This is a genomic window from Variovorax sp. 10L426 (assembly GCF_056395305.1).
The window spans coordinates 1-15,084 of the sequence record NZ_JBFTJF010000039.1; the positions used below are offsets into that span (position 1 = coordinate 1).

Sequence of the window (15,084 nt, forward strand, 5' to 3'; positions counted from 1 at the left end):
CGGGGGCGACGACGGGGATTTCCATCTTCATGGATTCGAGGACCATGAGGGTGTCGTCGGCCTGCAGGGTGTCGCCGGGCTTTACCAGGATCTTCCAAACGGTGCCGGTGATCTCGGAGCGAATCTTTGTCTGTGTGGTCATGGGTGGGGGTGCCTCGTTGGATGGCGGTTGAGCGTCGGATGCCTGAACTTTACTCGACATTAAGATTGTTGACAATACGAATGTGCCCATGATTTAATCGAGGCATTGCAGCGAAACGCTGCGCCAACGAAAGGCGGACACTTCCGCCGTACTGGAGACAAAGGCCATGCCCCTATCCCATACCGACGTACGTCGCATCCTCGAAATCCTGGACAGCGCCGCACACCTCGAATCCCTTGACGTCACAGTGGGTGATTTCGAACTTCACGCCCGCAAGCCCGGCGCCTCGTCGGCCCTGGTCGAGCGGACACCTCAAAGGCAGGCCGCCCGCCCCGCCGACCAGGCCGAATCGCCCGTGGGCGCCTCTCCGGCCAACGCGCCGGAAGCATTGACGGAGGTCCCCGAGGGCCTGGTCGCAGTGCGCGCACCGATGGTCGGCAGCTTCTATTTGCGTCCGAGCCCCGATCAACCGCCCTTCGTCACCATCGGCAGCACGGTGCAGGCCGACGACACGGTGTGTCTGGTCGAGGTCATGAAGATGTTCAACACGGTCAAGGCCGGTGTCACGGGCACGGTCGAACGCATCGTGATCGAGAACGGCAAGCCGGTGCAGCACGACCAGATCGTGATGTTGATCAAGCCGACGCTGGGGGCCTGATGATGAGCGAGACTGTTTCCATCCCCGTGGCGAAGCGCGACATCCGGCGCGTGTTCGTGGCCAATCGCGGCGAGATCGCCGTGCGCGTCATCCGTGCCTGCCGCAGCCTCGGCATCGAGGCCGTCGTCGGCGTCTCCGAGGCCGACACCGAAACGCTCGCCGCGAAGATGGCCGATCAGGTGGTCGTGCTCGGTCCTCCGCTCGCTGCTGAAAGCTACCTGCGTGCCGACAAGATCGTCGAGGCGGCCCTGCAAACCGGCTGCGATGCGGTGCATCCCGGCTACGGCTTCCTCTCCGAGCGCTCGTCCTTCGTGCGCGCCTGCGTCGAGGCCGGGCTGGTGTTCGTCGGCCCCTCCGCCGACGCCATCGACGCGATGGGCGACAAGATCACGGCGGTGGGCTTGGCGCAGAAGGCCGGCGTGCCCCGCGTGCCGGGCTCGGGCGCCCTCTCCGATGTCACGCACGCGCGGCGCGTCGGCGCCGAGATCGGCTATCCGGTGCTGATCAAGGCGACCGCGGGCGGCGGCGGCCGCGGCATGCGCATCGTCCGGGATGAGAGCGAACTCGAATCGCTGATGAGTTCCGCCTCCAACGAGGCGCAATCGGCCTTTGGCGACGCCACGCTCTACATGGAGAAGTTCATCGAGCACGCGCGTCACATCGAGATCCAGGTCATGGCCGACATGCACGGCAATGTGGTCTACCTGGGTGAGCGCGAATGCTCGACGCAGCGCCGCCACCAGAAGCTGATCGAGGAGGCACCCTCCCCCGCCGTCGACGAGGCGATGCGCCACGCCATGGGTGAGTGCGCCGTGAGCCTGACCCGCAACGCCGAGTACTGCGGCGCCGGCACGATCGAATTCGTGGTCGACCAGCGCGATAACCGGTATTTCTTCCTCGAGATGAACACGCGCATCCAGGTGGAGCACCCGGTGACGGAAATGATCACCGGTTTCGACCTGGTAGCCGAGCAGATCCGCGTCGCTGCCGGACTGCCGCTGTCGTTCACGCAGGCCGACGTGCAATTGCAGGGCCACGCGATCGAATGCCGCATCAACGCCGAGGACCCGGACCGCAACTTTCTGCCGCGCCCAGGCCTGATCTCGCGCTGGGACGTGCCGTCCGGCGAAGGCATTCGCGTCGACAGCCACTGCTATGCGGGCTACACGGTGCCGCCCTACTACGACTCGCTGCTCGGCAAGCTGATCGTGCATGCGCCGACGCGCGAACAGGCCATCGCGCGGATGCGCCAGGCGCTCGGCGGCCTGCGGGTCGAAGGCCCTTCGACGACCGCGCCTTTCCATGACGCGGTCCTCGCGCACGCCGACTTCGTGAATGGCAAGGTCACGACCCGCTGGGTCGAGGAGACCTTCCTGCCGGAACGCAAGGCCGCGCAGAAGGCGGCTGCCCAGGCTGCCAAGGCGGCGCAGGCCGAAATCGGAGCACAGCCATGACCGATGTCGTGCTGCCTGTACTGCGCTATACCGACGTCAGCCTGACCGACGGCCAGAGCGCGCGCTGGGCCGGCGGAATGACGACGCCCATGGCGCTCGCCCTCGCTCAGCGACTGGCCGCCACACGCCCCGCGGCGGTCGAGATCGCCTCGCTGGCCACGCTGCAGCAATGCGTGGCGCGCGGCGAAAACCCGTGGCAGCGCATCGAGTTGCTGCGCGAGCGCTGCCCCGGCGTCCCGCTGCGCGCGGCCCTTTCGCTGCTGACCGACCATGGTCGGCGCGGCTGCGACGTCATCTCGACCGAAGTCGCCACGCTGTGGCTGCGCGAACTGGCGCGACGCGGCGTTTCCGAGATCGCGCTGATCGACCCGCTGCTTGTCATCGAGCGCATGGCGCCGGTGCTGAAGGCGGCCAAGGCGCTTGGCCTCACGACCATCGCCGCCTTGCCGTTCGCGCAAGATTCGGCGCACGGCGACGATGACTTGCGCACGAGAGCAGCGGCCCTCGCGCTGGCTGGCGCCGATCGCGTGATGCTCCGCGACGAGGCCGGCCTGCTGACCACCGACCGCCTGGCCACCCTGCTGCCCGCCCTGCGACGCGGCCTCGGCGGCACACCGCTCGATCTGCACCTGCGCTGCCAGACGGCGCTTGCGCCCATGGTCGCGCTCGAGGCCGTGCGTCTCGGCATCGACGGGCTCGACACCGCATGCGCGCCGGTGGCCAACGGCGCGTCGGTCCCGGCACTTGGCACGTTGCTCAAATCGCTGCGCCTTCTCGAGCGGGGAACGCCCGCCAGCTTGCTGCACGCCGTTGGCGAGGCCGACCGGCTTCTCTCCGAGATGGCCGACTACCACGGCTTCGCGCCGGCTCGCGCCTGGGTTTTCGACCTCGCTCCCTATGCGCACGAGATGCCGGGCGAGATCGCCGCGCATTTCATGCGTAAGCTCGCCGAAGCAGGCCTCACGCACCAGTTGCACGTGTTCGCCAACGAATGCGCCCGCGTGCGAGGCGAAGTCGGCGCGCCTCCGATGCTGGCGCCTTTTGCGTGGCCGATTGCCGAGCAGGCGCTGCTGCACGTGCAGGGCACGCCCCGTTATGCGGAGATTCGGCCCGGCATTCGGCGGGCCCTGCAACAGGTCTACGGGCCGGCCTCGAAGGACGTCGATGCCCGGCTCGCCCAACGCGTCGGTGCGCTGCCGACGGCCGTCGCATTGTCGGTGGGTGCATTGCACGCAGCCCACCCCGAGGTGAGCGATGCAGCGTTGGTGATCTCACAGGCCTGCGGCGTTGCGCCCGAAGCGTTGCCCGCAGCCGCTTCGCCCGAAGCACTCCGCTACGCGGGCGTGACGCCTGCGGAAGCCCTTCTCGCCGGCCTCACGGCACGCGCCGCGCCTTACGCGCAGCTCAGCGTGCAGGGCCCCGGCGTCTCGATCCAAATCCAAGGCACGGAGGGCTGAAGCCATGCTCGAACACCTCAAGAGACTCGTTGCGGCGGAAACCGCTCGCACCGGCAAGCGCCGCACCATCCACCTGACCGACGACACGCTGCGCGATGGCCAGCAGTGCCTGTGGGCCACCCGCATGCGCACCGAGCAGATGCTGCCAATCGCCGAACGGATGGACCGCGCCGGCTTCCTCTCGATGCAGGCGATCGCGCTGGTCCAGTTCGATGCCAGCGTGCTGTTCCTCAACCAGGACCCGTTCGAGCGCATCCGTCTGCTGCGCGAGCGAATCACGCGCACACCGATGCGTGCCGCCATACGCAGCAACTTGATGCGCGGCTTCTTTCCGGTGGCCGACGACATTACCGACCTCTTCGTCGAACGGCAGATCGCCAATGGCATCCGCGAGATCGCAGTCTTCGACGCCCTACTGTGCAACGAGAACCTCGCTTCGAGCATCGCCACGGCGCGTCGGCTCGGCGCCAATGTGACCCTTGGACTCGGCTACAACATCGCGCCCGGCTATGACGATGCCCTGTATGTCAACAAGGCACGCGAAGGCGTGGAACGGTTCGGAGTGCAGACCGTGATGCTGGCCGACGCGGCTGGCATCCTGACGATCGATCGGGTGCGCAAATTGGTGCCGGCGATCAAGCAGGCCATTGGCGACAAGCGGCTGGAGTTCAATACTCACTGCCTGACCGGACTCGGGCCTTGGCTCGCAATCGAGGCCGCGGTGCATGGCGCCGACAGCATCCTGACAGCCGTGGACCCGCTGGCCAACGGCAACTCGCTGCCGGCCAGCCAGATGATCGCGCGCAACCTGCGCGAGATCGGCTTCGACGTGAAGGTCGACGACGGCCTGCTGGACGAAGTCGGTGAGTACTTCGGCGCACTGGCCGAGCGCGAGGGTCAACCGGTCGGTGTTCCTGCCGAGTACGAACCGAGCCACTACATCACCCAGTACGCGGGCGGCGCGATGAGCAACCTGGAATCCCAGCTCAAGCTCGCCGGCATGACCGACAAGATGCCGGCGGTGCTGGAAGAGATCGGGCGGGTGCGCGTGGAACTCGGCTCGCCGATCATGGTCACGCCCTATCCCGCGATCGTCTCGGCGCAGGCTGTGATGAACGTGCTCAACGGCGAGCGCTACAAGGTCGTGCCCGACGAGGTGAAGAAGTACGTCTGCGGCTATTTCGGCGAGCTGCCGCTGCCGGTGGACGCGAACGTGAAGGATCGGATCATCGCCAACGGCTCGAAAGACGTGGCCCTGACACCGCCCACCATCGAGCCGGTGCTGCCAGGATTGCGCCAGCGCTACAAGAACATCGGCGACGATGAGTTGCTGCTGCGCTACATGTACGGCGACGAGAAGATCAACGGCCTCGGGCCGACGGCAACGGAAGACAGCTTCAGCCTCCGGCACCCGGTGGTCGACCTCTTGGCCGGCGTGGCCAAGCGCCAACGCAAGGCGCAAGTCCAGGTGTCCGGCGGTTTCTCGCTGAGCGCGACCTGAGGAGAGCCAACTCCAGGTAGGGTAAATCCTGCGTCGCGAGTTGCGCGACATCAACTGCGCGCTCCGACAATCGGGCTCATGTCTACAGCCACACTCCAACATCCTGCCGCCGCACGCGGTGCAACGCGCCGCGCCAACTCCACCCCAGCGCCGGGCCCATTTGCCATCGAGATGATGGAACTCGGCACGCCGGCGAACCCCATGCATGTGCGCGTCGGACGCAAGCCGGGCAACGGCACGGGCGTGCCCCTGCTGCTGTTCAACGGCATCGGGGGCAACATCGAGTTGCTGGCTCCGCTCGCGGAACGCATGCCCGAGCGCGAGATCGTCATCTTCGACATCCCCGGCGTCGGCGGGTCGGAACTGCCGCGCTGGCCGTACCGGCTCGGCGGAATCGCCCGGTTGGCTGCACAGATCCTGGACCGGTTCGGCATCGACGAGGTAGACGTGCTGGGCGTCTCCTGGGGCGGCGCCGCCGCGCAGGAGTTCGCCTATACCTGCCGCAAGCGCTGCCGCCGGCTCATTCTCTGTGCGACCGCACCGGGCGCGGTGATGGTTCCGGCCAGCCCGAGCGTGCTGTGGAAGATGGCGACGCCGAAGCGCTACACCAATGCGGAGTACTCGCGCAACATCAGCGGGGACATCTACGGCGGTGATTTTCGCCAGGACCCTGCGCTGGCCGCCGAGCTGTTCCGCCACGTCAAGTACAAGTCCCGGCTGGGCTATTACCTGCAGCTTCTCGCCGCCTCCGGATGGACCAGCGTGCATTGGCTGGCGGGCCTGCGCCAGCCCACGCTGCTCATGGCGGGCGCGGACGATCCGCTGGTGCCACTGGCCAACGCGAAGCTCATGCACATGCTCATCCAGCATTCGGAACTGAAGGTTCTCGACTGCGGGCACATGTTCCTGATGACCCGCGCCGAGGAATCCGTCGCGGCCATCCGCGACTTCCTGGACAGGCCCTGAAGCTTCGGGGTGCCTGGTTTTTTGTTCGGCCTTCCAAAATCCCTTTCGCCATGAGCACTCCCGACTTCACCTTCGAATCCCTCGCCGGCCTCGTCGGTCAGCGCATCGGCTCCTCGTCGTGGATCACCATCGAGCAGGCCCGCATCGACGAGTTCGCCCACTGCACGAACGACGCGCAATGGATCCACGTCGACATGGAACGGGCCGCCAAGGAAAGTCCCTTCGGCGGCACCATCGCCCACGGCTTCCTGACGCTGTCACTGTTGGCGCCCACGGGCTTCGATGTGCTGTTCTCGCACATGAAGCTCAAGCAGGCGGTGAACTACGGACTGGACAAGGTCCGCTTCATCGCGCCCGTGCGTGCCGGCAAGCGCGTGCGCAATCACATCAGCGTGGTATCCATCGAGGACAAGGGCAACGGCCGCCATCTGCTCATCACAGAGAACTCGATCGAGATCGAAGGCGAGGAAAAGCCCGCCCTGGTGGCACACTCGATGGCCATGCTGATGGCCTGACGGCCGAAGAAGCACGAGGAGACAAGAACATGGCGACAACATCATCGGCCGCCGGCAAGCAACCCCTGAAGAAGAAGGCGGCGACGCCGAAGCCGGGTTCGACATCGGTACGCAAACGCGCCTCGGTCAAGGCCGCCACGCAAACGCCCGCGAAGGACGCGCCACCCAGGGCGGCGAAGTCGGCCAAGGCGGCCAAGCCGGCAAGGCAGTCCGCCCGCACGACCGCCGATCCGATGGCCGTGGTCAACGAACTCACCGACCTGGTCGCGCGCGCCAGCGAGAACACGTTGGCGCCGAACCCGCTCATCGGGCTGCGGGCCGCCGATTTTGCGGAGGCCACCCAGTCGCTGCTCAAGCTGGCCAAAGTGTCCCCGGGCGCCACGGTCGGGTCGCTCGCCAAGTATGCGAAATCGCTCGGCGAGATCGTGCAGGGCCGCTCGGAGCTCGCGCCCGACGCCAAGGACCGTCGCTTCGCGGACCCCGCCTGGCAAGGCAACTTCGTCTACAAGCGCCTGATGCAGAACTACCTGCTCACGCACAACGAATTCAACAGCCTGATCGCCGGGTCCAGGCTGGGCGAGCGCGAGAAAGGTCAGGCGCAATTCCTGACCGCGCTGGTCACCGACGCCCTGGCGCCGAGCAACTGGCTGCTCGGCAATCCCGCGGCGGTGCGCAAGGTCGTCGACACCGGTGGCGCGAGCCTCCTGAAGGGCGTCAAGAACCTCGTGAGCGACATGCGGCACAACCACATGATGCCGATGCAGGTCGACAGCACACCGTTCAGGATCGGCGAGAACATGGCCACCTCTGCCGGCCAGGTGGTCTACCGCTGCGAGATCTTCGAGCTGATCCAGTACACGCCCACCACGCCGAAGGTGTACCAGCGCCCGCTCGTCATGGTGCCGCCGCAGGTCAACAAGTACTACGCGGTCGATCTCGCGCCGGAGAAGAGCCTGGTGAAGTGGACCGTCGAGAGCGGCGTGCAGATGTTCATGATCAGCTGGCGCAATCCCACCGCCGAGCACCGCGACTGGGGCCTGGAGCGCTACGCCATGGCGCTGGACGAGGCGGTCGACGTGGCGCGCAAGATCACGGGCAGCCCCGACGTGAACATGTGGGGCTCGTGCTCGGGCGGCATGACGCTGGCGGCGTACCTGGGCTACCTCGCGGGCATCGGAGACCACAAGGTGGCCAACGTGTCGTGGGCCGTGTGCGTGCTCGACGGTGCACGCGCGATGAGCGAGACCACACTCGGTCTGTTCAACTCGCCCGCGGCGGTGCGCGCGGCAAAGGCGCGTTCGCGCAGCAAGGGCGTGGTGGAGGGCTCCGAGATGGCGACCATGTTCGCCTGGCTGCGGCCCAACGACCTGATCTGGAACTACTGGGTCAACAACTACCTGCTGGGCAACAAGCCGCCGGCCTTCGACATCCTGGCCTGGAATGCGGACACCACGCGGCTGCCCGCACAGTTCCATTCCGACCTGCTGGACATCATCGAGAAGAATCCCTACGTCAACGCGGGCACGATGACCATCAAGGGAGTTCCGATCGACCTGTCGAAAGTGGACATCGGCGCCTATGTGATCGGCGGCATCACCGACCACATCACGCCGTGGAAGAGCTGCTATGCGACGGCGCGCGTCTTCGGCGACGACACCACTTTCGTCCTGGCCAACGCCGGACACTTGCAGAGCTTGATCAATCCGCCGGGGGCGCCGAAGGCCTTCTTCTCGACCGCACCCAGCAGCCAGGCCGATCCCGATGAATGGGCCCGCACCGCGGTGCGCCACGAGGGAAGCTGGTGGCCGCACTGGCGTGCGTGGATGCAGCAGCGTTCAGGCGCGCAGGTCGACGCGCCGAAAAAACCCGGCTCGCGCGCCTATCGCCCGCTGTGCGCCGCGCCGGGCGAGTACGTCCTGGAAACCTGAGGTTCGCACAGCTTATTCCGGACGAATCATCCTGCAGCTTGTGGGCATCTCTGCCTTGCTGGCTGGAATGGTCTTCACGACGCGAAAGCCGTAGCCGGAACCTTCCACGTCGAACTTGACGCCGGGCGCGCCTTGCCTGTCCATCATGCCGACCACCAGCGTCTGCTGGAACTGGTGGTCTTCAGCGCGCATGTGTCCGCTCTGGCCCGCGAGCGTGACATGGGCCTTTTCTAGCGCACGGGCGACCGCCACCGTGTCGGTGCTGCCGGCACGCTCGATCGCCTGGGCCAGCGCCTCGATCATCAACTGCATGCGCATGTGCACGTAGTCCTCGGAAGGCTTGGGAAAGCGCGCGCGGAAGGACTTGTAGAAGGCCTCGGACTGCGGTGTCTGCACGTTCGGCAGCCAGTCGGCCACCGCGACGACGCGGCCGATGCCGGCGTCGCCGATCGCCGCCGGCGCCCCCAGCGCATTGCCGTAGAAGGTGTAGAAGGTGCCGTTGAAGCCCGCCTCGCGCGCCGCCTTCACGAGCAGCGTGAGGTCGTTGCCCCAGTTGCCCGTGATCACCGCCTGCGCCCCACTGGCGAGGATCTTGCTCGCATACGGGGCGAAATCCTTGACTTTGCCCATCGGATGCAGCTCGTCGCCAACGATCTGCACGTCGGGCCGCAGTTCGGCAAGCTGTCGTCGTGATTCGCGCAGCACCGCCTGGCCGAAGCTGTAGTCCTGGCCGATCAGGTAGACGCGCTGGAGCGCCTTGTCGTCCTTGAGCACCTGCATCAGCGCGGTCACGCGCATGTCGGCATGCGCGTCGAAGCGGAAGTGCCAGAAGCTGCAGCGCTCGTTGGTGAGGATCGGGTCGACGGCCGAGTAGTTGAGGAAGAGGACACGCTTCGACGGATCGCGCTCGTTGTTCTTCTCGATCGCATCGATGAGCGCCGCGGCAGTCGCCGAAGAGTTGCCCTGCATCACGATGCGCGCGCCGTCGTCCATCGCGGCGCGCAGCGCGGACAGCGCTTCTTCGTTTTGTCCCTTGCTGTCGTAGCGATCCAGTTGCAGGAGGCGCGCGCCGCCGGGCAGCTTCACCCCCCCGCGCGCATTGACGCGCTCGACCGCCCACAGCAGGTTGCGGAACACCGCTTCACCCGTATTGGCGAAGGGGCCGCTCATGCTCTCGATCAGCGCAAGGCGGATTGGCGATGAGGGCGCCCCGTCGGCCGCAGAAGCCGTCACCGCGCCGAGCATAGCGATGATGGACGTCAATGCCGCGCGGCGCGTCAGAAGGCTTGAATTCATGATCACTCCGGCTTGAAGTCGATTGACTTCAGTACGGCACCGATGCGGTCGTAGTCGGTCCGCAGCGCCTTCGTCAATTCGTCCGGCGTACGCGGCTGCCCCGGTTCGAGCCCCAGGTCCTTCAAACGCTCCAGCGTCGCTGGCTGAGTCATGACCTTCAGGGCGGCTTCGCGCAGACTGTTCTGCGTCGCGGATGGCACGTCGGGCGTCACCCACAGGCCGTTCCAGCCGACCGCCTCGAGTTGCGGGTAGCCCAGCTCGGTGAATGTCGGCACATTGGGCAGCATGGGCGAACGCTGGGGCAGGCTGACGGCGAAGGGCACGACCTTGCCGCCCTTGATCAGCGGGAGCGAGTTCGTGATTCCAGCGAACATCAACTGTACGTGCCCGCCCATCACATCGGCCAGCGCCGGGGGCGTGCCCTTGTACGCGATGTGCAACATGTCGGTGCCGGCGGCCTTGTTCAGCTGCAGCCCCATCACATGCGAAATCGTGCCGGCGCTGTAGGAGGCGTAGCTCACCTTGCCCGGGTTGGCCTTCACATAGGTGATCACTTCGCCGAGGTTCTTCGCCGGCACTAACGGACTACCGACCATCACGAGCCCGGCGCGCGACAACTCGACGAGCGGCTTGACCTCCTTGAACATGTCGATGCGCAGTTTGACGACATGGGGTATCTCGCTGACCATCGCATTGAGCGAGACGAGCACCGTGCTGCCGTCGTGCGGCGATTGCATCAGGTCGTTGACCGCCAGAACTCCGCCACCGCCGGGCTTCGGCTCGACGATCACCGGCCGGTTCAGTTCCTTCTGCAAGCCCTGCGCCAGTAGGCGAGACACGAGATCGAGGGAGCCGCCGGCCGGCCCGGCCGCGATGATGCGAAGGGCCTTGTCGGACGGAGCCTGCGCGAGCGCGGCAGGAGCCGCCAGCGCTGCGAATGCGGCCGCAAGGATCGCAGCGAGGCCTTTGCGGCGGCGAAAGTGGAAAGGCATGTTGCTCCTGTTGTCTTCAGTAGTGTGAACAGGCCCTAGTTGTCGAAGAACTCGACCCGGCCGCTTTCCAGCGAGTATTCGGCCCCGACCACGCGCAGTTGGCCGAGGTCGATCAGGCGCTCCAGAATCTTCGATCCGTGGCGAAGTTGCGCCACGGATTGCTCGACATTCGCCCGGACGCTCTTGCGAATCAGCGTTTCCCGGTCATAGCCGAGTTCCGGTGCCAACAAGCCGGCCACGGCCGATTCGATGTGTTCGGCCAAGAAGCGAATGTGCGGGGAACGCGCCTCGGCAGGCCGGCGCAGTCGCTCCAGGGTTCCAAGGATGGCGCCGCAGTGCGAGTGCCCCATCACCACGACCAGCGGCGTCCCGAATTGCTCGGCGGCGAACTCGACACTCCCCAGTTGCGAAGGGGCGACGATGTTGCCGGCAACGCGAATGACGAACAGATCGCCCAGGTCCTGGTCGAACACGATCTCGACCGGCACGCGCGAGTCCGAGCAGCCCAGGATGATCGCAAACGGGCTTTGCTTGAAATTTGTCTTGACGTTTCGCATCTGCTGCATGAACCGCTCGCCGGTATGAACCTCCGACGCAAAACGCTCATTGCCCTGTTGCAGACTCAGCAGTGCTTCATGTGCATTCATCATCACTACACCCTCCAGGAATTGAGATCTCGACGGCCTCAGCGGGCCAGGAATATGAACGCGACCACGAGGATCGCGAGGAACACGGTCTCGCCACCTGCGCCACGTCGTGGATGGTGCCGCCCAGGAAGACGCCCGCATGCTCGCTCCCGAGCCCGAGCGCCGTGACGATCATCGGATAGAGCACCATGGCGGCCGTGGAGAGCCCGGAACGCACCGGCCCTCGGTCGAGAGGAAATTCAGCGCCATGCCGAGCAGCAAGGCGAAGAGCATCGCCGACACGTGGTAATGCTCGGCCAGCGAGATGGCGGCCACCGCGACCACCACCGACATCAGGACGCCGTGGAAATTCGTGCGGGCGGGCTCGCGCCAGCCGGACCAGGTTGTCGAGAGGTTCATTGGGACTTCGTGCCTCGTGCCGCATTGCGTGCCGCGTCTGCCACGTAGCTTCGCGAGGCGAGAACGAAGAAGACCGCCGCCGCCAGCGCCATCATCGGCGTCAGCGTCAGCGCGAGCTTCAGGCCAAGCAGGTCCGACAGCATGCCGACGATGAGCGGACCCGGCGCCAGGCCGATCAAGTTGTTGGCCAGGGTCATCGTGGCCGCGACAGTTGCGCGCACGCCGGGATGAGTGACATCGCAAACGATGGCACTTGAACATCCGCCTTGCGCCGCAGCGAACAGGGCGCCGAGGAAGATCAGGCCCAGTCCCAGCGGACCGGGCGGCAGCGAGAAGGCGGCGATCAGGACCAGCGCCGTCAGCGCCGAATAGGCTGCAGGCACCAGGGCGCGACGTTGCGGGTGATTGCGACTCAGCCGGTCCGCCAAGCCGCCGCCGAAGACCATGCCGATGCCCGCCGCGAGGACCGCCACGCCGGCCATCAGGCCGGCCTTCTTGACGTCCATGTCGTGGTAACGGCCGAAGTAGGTCGGCAGCCATGCGATCAGCATGGCCGGCATCGCCATCTGCAGCCCGCTCGCGAGGTAGGCGAAATTGCCCGAGCGTGCGGCAAACACTTCACGTGCGAGTTGGGCGAAGCTCAATCGTTTCGGCGTGGCGTCGTCCTGGCCCGCGGGGGTCAACGCCACGGTCTTGTAGTCGCGCACGACGAAGGGATAGATCAGGGCCAGCAGCAGGCCCGGCGCACCCACGACGTGGAAGGCCATGCGCCATCCAGACTGGGCCGCAACGGCGCCCCCGAGGACCACCCCGAGCACCGAACCGAACAGGCTCGCCGACAGGAAGGTGCCCAGCACCGCGGCACGTTGCTTTGCGGGAAACACATGCGCGAGCAGTGCGGCCCCTGCAGCCCCGTAGGCCGCTTCGCCGAGCCCGACGAATGCTCGCGCCCAGAGCAGTTGCCCGTAGCTTTGCGCCAGGCCGCAGGCCACGGTCGCCAGGCACCACACGAAGGCCATCAGCGTGATGCTCTTGACGCGTCCCCAGCGGTCCGCAGCCAGGGAAATCGGCACCACGAGCACGCCGACGACGAGCGACACCACGCTCACCAGCATTCCGAGCTGGGAATACGACAGCGACCATTCGGCCTTGATGGCCGGAATGACGGCGCCGATGACTTGCCGCGACAGGTAGTCGGACAGCATCAGGCCGAAGGTGAGCGCGAAGACCGACCACGCGTAGACACGCGACGTCCGAGCCGGGTCGGTGGAAAGGGGGATGGCGGCATTGGCCGGGAGGGAGGGATTCATGGCAGTTGTCTCTTGGGGTTGTCTCTTGTTGGTGCGGATGCGAAATGCGCTCAGATATAGGTCGGCCACGAACGCATCTCGTGCTGGCCGATGCCGCCGCTGCGCTCGCGGCGATGGGTGGCCAGGCCTTCGATCAGCCAGGCCCGCGTCTGCTGCGGGGCGATCACCGACTGCACGCCGAAGGCGCCCGCCAGTGCGTAGGCCGAGGTGTCACGGCTCAACTCGGCCTTCAGGCGGTCGAAGCGCTCGGGGTCGTCCTCGCGCCGGATGCCATAGAGCACGCTCACGCCGATCTGCGGGTCCATGAAGCTGACATCGGCGCTGGTCCATGCCGCCACCGCGTCGCTGTTGCGCCCGCCGCCCATGTTGATGTAGGCCTGGCCGTAGCTCTTGCGCAGGATCACCGACAGCTTGGGCACGCTGCACAACTGCAAGGCGTGGACCATGTTCATGATGTGCGCCGGCGCGGCCTTCTGCTCGCCCTCGACACCGACGAGGAAGCCCGGCGTATCGACCAGGAAGATGAGCGGAATGTTGAAGGAATCGCACATCACCAGGAACGAAGTGACCTTGCGGCAGGCCTCTAGGTCCATCGCGCCGCCCTTGAACATTGGGTTCGACGCGACGATGCCCACGCTCTCGCCATTCAATCGCGCCAGGCCGGTCACGGCGGCGCGACCGAAGCGGTCCTTCAGATTGAAGAAGCTGCCTTCATCGACGATGCCGGCGATGACCTTGCGCATGTCGTAGGTCTTGCTGCGCGCAGACGGCACGAGTTCGAGGAGCTTGCCAGCGTCGGGCGCAACGGCCTCCGTCGCCGGTTGGCTGGGTGGCCGGGCACCTGCGTGCGATGGCAAGTAGCTGAGGAAGCGGCGGATTGCCGCGAGCGCCTCGGAGTCGCTGTTGACAACCATGTCGACCAGCCCCGTGCGCTCGGCGTGCAGCTTCCAGCCGCCAAGTTCCTCGGACTCGACGGCCTCTCCGATCGCCAGCGATGTGACCCTTGCGCTGGACACCGCGAGGAACGCGCCCTTGCGCATCACCACGAAATCGGAGAGGCAGGTGTACCAGGTCGATGAGCCCAGGCAGGGGCCAAGCACCGCGCTGACCCACGGGGTTTCACGGCGCCGGCAGTACTGCTGAGGGTCTTGGCCGGCTGCGGCCATCGCCTCGGCGCCCAGGCTGTCGGGCACCCTGGAACCGCTGGATTCGCCGAGGAAGATCAGCGGCATGCCGCTGCGGTTGGCCGTGTCCTTGAGGCGTGCGATCTTGCGCATGTTGACGGCTGATGACGACGCGCCCTTGACGGTCATGTCGTTCGAAACGACGGCCACGCGCCGCCCTTCGATGCGACCGGTGCCTGTGATCTTGGCGTCGGCCGGCGAAGCATCGCGATCGGCCGGCATCACCGAGACGGCCAGCATGCCGGTCTCGCTGAAGGAGCCGGCGTCGAGCAGTTGCTCGATGCGCTCGCGGGCATTGAGGTTGCCGCTGGCCCGGCGCTGCGCAAGCTTGTCCGCGCCGCCCATGGCGAGTACGGCCAGAGTCCGTTGAGCCAGTTCGGCGCTCTGTTCCTCGTAGCTGGAGACGCCGAAGGCGGCAGCATTGACGGCCGAGCCCACTGGTGCGAACGTGAGGCTCATGCGAATACCCCCTCTTCAACGCATTGGTTCTTCACGGCGCTCATTCCTCTTCGAAGACCGCGATGTCCTGGCCTTCACGCACGGGAGCGCCTTCGGCGATGAGGATCTCGACGACGCGGCCGGCTTCGGGGGCGACGACGGGGATTTCCATCTTCATGGATTCGAGGACCATGAGG

Annotated in this window: 15 protein-coding genes and 1 pseudogene; 7 read left to right on the forward strand and 9 right to left on the reverse strand. The window is 66.1% G+C overall.

Features of this window, described 5'->3' with window-relative positions; genetic code table 11:
- Window positions 1-232: acyl-CoA carboxylase biotin carboxyl carrier protein subunit (locus AC1DHL_RS29325; RefSeq protein ID WP_478164265.1), on the reverse strand; the 232-nt coding region annotated here is incomplete at its 3' end.
- Window positions 233-308: 76 nt separating this feature from the next.
- Here AC1DHL_RS29325 and AC1DHL_RS29330 point away from each other — a divergent pair.
- From AC1DHL_RS29330 to AC1DHL_RS29360, 7 genes are all read left to right on the forward strand, one after another.
- The gene (locus AC1DHL_RS29330) at window positions 309-800 is read left to right on the forward strand and encodes an acetyl-CoA carboxylase biotin carboxyl carrier protein (protein WP_478164266.1); all 492 of its coding nucleotides are present in this window, start codon (window positions 309-311) and stop codon (window positions 798-800) included.
- Between the two features lie 2 nt (window positions 801-802).
- Window positions 803-2,254, forward strand: coding sequence for an acetyl-CoA carboxylase biotin carboxylase subunit (gene accC / locus AC1DHL_RS29335; RefSeq protein WP_478164267.1), 1,452 nt, complete (start codon window positions 803-805; stop codon window positions 2,252-2,254).
- On the forward strand, window positions 2,251-3,711 hold the full coding sequence (locus AC1DHL_RS29340) for a beta/alpha barrel domain-containing protein (RefSeq protein ID WP_478164268.1): 1,461 nt from the start codon (window positions 2,251-2,253) through the stop codon (window positions 3,709-3,711). Before accC ends, AC1DHL_RS29340 begins: the two co-directional genes overlap by 4 nt.
- Before the next feature lie 4 nt (window positions 3,712-3,715).
- Window positions 3,716-5,212 (forward strand): carboxylase, encoded by a 1,497-nt coding sequence (locus AC1DHL_RS29345; RefSeq protein ID WP_478164269.1) that lies wholly within the window; start codon window positions 3,716-3,718, stop codon window positions 5,210-5,212.
- Between the two features lie 78 nt (window positions 5,213-5,290).
- On the forward strand, window positions 5,291-6,178 hold the full coding sequence (gene phaZ / locus AC1DHL_RS29350) for a poly(3-hydroxyalkanoate) depolymerase (protein ID WP_478164270.1): 888 nt from the start codon (window positions 5,291-5,293) through the stop codon (window positions 6,176-6,178).
- A 50-nt stretch (window positions 6,179-6,228) separates the two neighbouring features.
- Window positions 6,229-6,693: a MaoC family dehydratase gene (locus AC1DHL_RS29355; protein ID WP_478105949.1), complete on the forward strand. Its 465-nt coding sequence runs from the start codon at window positions 6,229-6,231 to the stop codon at window positions 6,691-6,693.
- 29 nt (window positions 6,694-6,722) lie between these two features.
- The gene (locus AC1DHL_RS29360; RefSeq protein ID WP_478164271.1) at window positions 6,723-8,621 is read left to right on the forward strand and encodes an alpha/beta fold hydrolase; all 1,899 of its coding nucleotides are present in this window, start codon (window positions 6,723-6,725) and stop codon (window positions 8,619-8,621) included.
- A gap of 12 nt (window positions 8,622-8,633) precedes the next feature.
- On the opposite strand, the gene AC1DHL_RS29365 is transcribed toward AC1DHL_RS29360, so the two are convergent.
- From AC1DHL_RS29365 to AC1DHL_RS29400, 8 genes and pseudogenes are all read right to left on the reverse strand, one after another.
- On the reverse strand, window positions 8,634-9,917 hold the full coding sequence (locus AC1DHL_RS29365) for a branched-chain amino acid ABC transporter substrate-binding protein (RefSeq protein ID WP_478164272.1): 1,284 nt from the start codon (window positions 9,915-9,917) through the stop codon (window positions 8,634-8,636).
- 2 nt (window positions 9,918-9,919) lie between these two features.
- Window positions 9,920-10,909, reverse strand: a complete 990-nt coding sequence (locus tag AC1DHL_RS29370) for a Bug family tripartite tricarboxylate transporter substrate binding protein (protein WP_478164273.1) — start codon at window positions 10,907-10,909, stop codon at window positions 9,920-9,922.
- 35 nt (window positions 10,910-10,944) lie between these two features.
- On the reverse strand, window positions 10,945-11,559 hold the full coding sequence (locus AC1DHL_RS29375) for a carbonic anhydrase (RefSeq protein ID WP_478164274.1): 615 nt from the start codon (window positions 11,557-11,559) through the stop codon (window positions 10,945-10,947).
- Between the two features lie 91 nt (window positions 11,560-11,650).
- A pseudogene (locus AC1DHL_RS29380) lies at window positions 11,651-11,761 on the reverse strand (putative sulfate exporter family transporter); the annotation flags it as partial.
- The gene (locus tag AC1DHL_RS29385) at window positions 11,728-11,955 is read right to left on the reverse strand and encodes a hypothetical protein (protein WP_478164275.1); all 228 of its coding nucleotides are present in this window, start codon (window positions 11,953-11,955) and stop codon (window positions 11,728-11,730) included. The gene AC1DHL_RS29385 and the pseudogene AC1DHL_RS29380, both read right to left, overlap by 34 nt.
- Window positions 11,952-13,265: an MFS transporter gene (locus AC1DHL_RS29390; RefSeq protein ID WP_478164276.1), complete on the reverse strand. Its 1,314-nt coding sequence runs from the start codon at window positions 13,263-13,265 to the stop codon at window positions 11,952-11,954. The genes AC1DHL_RS29385 and AC1DHL_RS29390 overlap by 4 nt, the downstream gene beginning before the upstream one ends.
- A 50-nt stretch (window positions 13,266-13,315) precedes the next feature.
- Entirely contained in the window at window positions 13,316-14,908 is a 1,593-nt protein-coding gene (locus AC1DHL_RS29395) for an acyl-CoA carboxylase subunit beta (protein WP_478164277.1), read from the reverse strand.
- A 40-nt stretch (window positions 14,909-14,948) separates the two neighbouring features.
- Window positions 14,949-15,080 carry an acyl-CoA carboxylase biotin carboxyl carrier protein subunit gene (locus AC1DHL_RS29400; protein WP_478104654.1) on the reverse strand — a complete coding sequence of 44 codons (132 nt, stop codon included), beginning with the start codon at window positions 15,078-15,080 and terminating at the stop codon, window positions 14,949-14,951.
- Between the last annotated feature and the right edge of the window lie 4 nt (window positions 15,081-15,084).

Coding starts and splice junctions, on each gene's coding strand:
- AC1DHL_RS29400 (WP_478104654.1), bottom strand. CDS start 15,080: ATGGTCCTCGAATCCATGAAGATGGAAATCCCCGTCGTCGCCCCCGAA.
- AC1DHL_RS29330 (WP_478164266.1), top strand. CDS start 309: ATGCCCCTATCCCATACCGACGTACGTCGCATCCTCGAAATCCTGGAC.
- AC1DHL_RS29365 (WP_478164272.1), bottom strand. CDS start 9,917: ATGAATTCAAGCCTTCTGACGCGCCGCGCGGCATTGACGTCCATCATC.
- AC1DHL_RS29375 (WP_478164274.1), bottom strand. CDS start 11,559: ATGATGAATGCACATGAAGCACTGCTGAGTCTGCAACAGGGCAATGAG.
- AC1DHL_RS29395 (WP_478164277.1), bottom strand. CDS start 14,908: ATGAGCCTCACGTTCGCACCAGTGGGCTCGGCCGTCAATGCTGCCGCC.
- AC1DHL_RS29385 (WP_478164275.1), bottom strand. CDS start 11,955: ATGAACCTCTCGACAACCTGGTCCGGCTGGCGCGAGCCCGCCCGCACG.
- AC1DHL_RS29345 (WP_478164269.1), top strand. CDS start 3,716: ATGCTCGAACACCTCAAGAGACTCGTTGCGGCGGAAACCGCTCGCACC.
- AC1DHL_RS29360 (WP_478164271.1), top strand. CDS start 6,723: ATGGCGACAACATCATCGGCCGCCGGCAAGCAACCCCTGAAGAAGAAG.
- accC (WP_478164267.1), top strand. CDS start 803: ATGAGCGAGACTGTTTCCATCCCCGTGGCGAAGCGCGACATCCGGCGC.
- AC1DHL_RS29340 (WP_478164268.1), top strand. CDS start 2,251: ATGACCGATGTCGTGCTGCCTGTACTGCGCTATACCGACGTCAGCCTG.
- AC1DHL_RS29370 (WP_478164273.1), bottom strand. CDS start 10,909: ATGCCTTTCCACTTTCGCCGCCGCAAAGGCCTCGCTGCGATCCTTGCG.
- AC1DHL_RS29355 (WP_478105949.1), top strand. CDS start 6,229: ATGAGCACTCCCGACTTCACCTTCGAATCCCTCGCCGGCCTCGTCGGT.
- phaZ (WP_478164270.1), top strand. CDS start 5,291: ATGTCTACAGCCACACTCCAACATCCTGCCGCCGCACGCGGTGCAACG.
- AC1DHL_RS29390 (WP_478164276.1), bottom strand. CDS start 13,265: ATGAATCCCTCCCTCCCGGCCAATGCCGCCATCCCCCTTTCCACCGAC.